This is a genomic window from Clostridium grantii DSM 8605, from assembly GCF_900129965.1.
Classification (GTDB): Bacteria; Bacillota; Clostridia; order Clostridiales; family Clostridiaceae; genus Clostridium_AF; species Clostridium_AF grantii.
Genome location: NZ_FQXM01000075.1, coordinates 1 through 1,739, shown reverse-complemented (window position 1 = coordinate 1,739; position 1,739 = coordinate 1). Strand labels below are relative to the sequence as shown.

Below are 1,739 nucleotides of genomic sequence, written 5' to 3'. Positions count from 1 at the left end.
CTCTCAATTTAAAAAGTTTAATCTGTTTACTCATTTACTTAAATTATTGACTGGCATTTTATATCATTCTCTGTTTAATTTTCAAAGATCAATTTATGTTTTTATTAATTTCTTATTGCCATCTTGCGACAGCTTACTTAGAATATCACTTGTTTCTCGTGTTGTCAAGAGTTTTTTTAAATTTATCTTTCGACATATTTTCTTAGTTCTCTTGGCGACAAGGAATATCTTATCATTTATGTTTAACTCATATTTTAACTCATTTAACTATTACAATCAATTAAGCTTATTATCATCTTTATTGCTAAGTATTTCTCATTATTTCTTATATTGCCACACTAGGCACAGTTTATTAACTTTTAAATGACACTAATTTACTATTATTACCTATACACTTTACTATGCTGCTTTTTTCTTGTTTTTTCAATATACATTTGCTTATCCGCAATATCAATTAGTTCTTCTAACAATATCTTATTTTCACCGTTATATGCTTCTATTCCATGACTCACTGATAATTTAATTTCAAATTTATTCTTTAGATTTTCCAATTCTATCTGTTGTTCTATAGATCTAAATATTTTTTCCGCATCATTAAATGATGAATTTGGCATAACCAGAAGAAACTCATCTCCACCTATCCTAATAAAGTAATTTATTTCCTTTAAGTTTCTTCTAATAATTAATGAAAAAATAGATATATATAAATCACCTTTGATATGACCATATTTATCATTAATTAACTTTAAATTATCCAAATCTAAAACGCATACAGACAAGACTTTTTTTTCTTTATATGCTAGCTTAATATCATTCTCCAACTTTTGAAAACCTTTATATCTATTATAAGCCTTTGTTAAAGAATCTTTTTCTGCTTGAAATTTAAGTTTATTTTCTGCTTCTATCCTTAATTCTATTTCTTTCTCAAGATAATATAAATTTTTTCCCAATAATAATTTTAATTTCCATTCCCTCTTTTCACTATTAACAACAATTTTATTAATTGTCAAAGATATAGCAATTAATGCAAAATAATTAAAATATTCAAACCAGTTACTTACTGTAAGTTGTTTAAAAAATATATTTCCTAAAACAACTAAACTCAAATTAAATAAAACAACATATTTATATTCACTAATCAAGCCTGCTATTCCAATAAATATACCTAAATTACCTATAATTAAGACTTGAACTACTCTATGATTATATTGCGGAAGAATATTAAATATATAAAAATTAAAAATTGCCAAAAATAAAGCTATACTATATATACCAATTCTATAACACATCGCAATTATTTTATAATCATATTTTAATTTAGAAAAACTTAATATCAAATAACACAAAATGATCAATATCAAAATCACTCTAAAAAACGAAATTTGTTTTGGATATTTAAAAATAACCATATCCCCATATAATGAAAATGTCATAATAATAATACTTATAATACTTATAATTCTACCTACGAAGATATTCTTATCATGTTTGCTTTTATTTATAGTTTCCAATAATTCCTCATCTGTTTTGATTGGTACTATTTTTTCCAATTGTATTTCCTCCATCATGAAGACTTTAAATATGTTTTATACTCATAATTATATCATCCTAATTGTGTATATGTCATCTATATATTGATAAGCAAAAAAACTCTACTTATTTAAAAGTAGAGTTTTTATTTACCTGGCAACGACTTACTCTCCCACACAGTCACCCATGCAGTACCATCAGCGTGTTGA

The 1,739-nt window shown here is 24.4% G+C and carries 1 protein-coding gene; it reads right to left on the bottom strand.

Annotated elements, in window-relative coordinates:
• Nucleotides 1–383: 383 nt before the first annotated feature.
• Complete coding sequence (locus tag BUB83_RS21070) at nt 384–1,550, bottom strand: GGDEF domain-containing protein (protein ID WP_073341041.1); 1,167 nt, start codon at nt 1,548–1,550, stop codon at nt 384–386.
• Between the last annotated feature and the right edge of the window lie 189 nt (nt 1,551–1,739).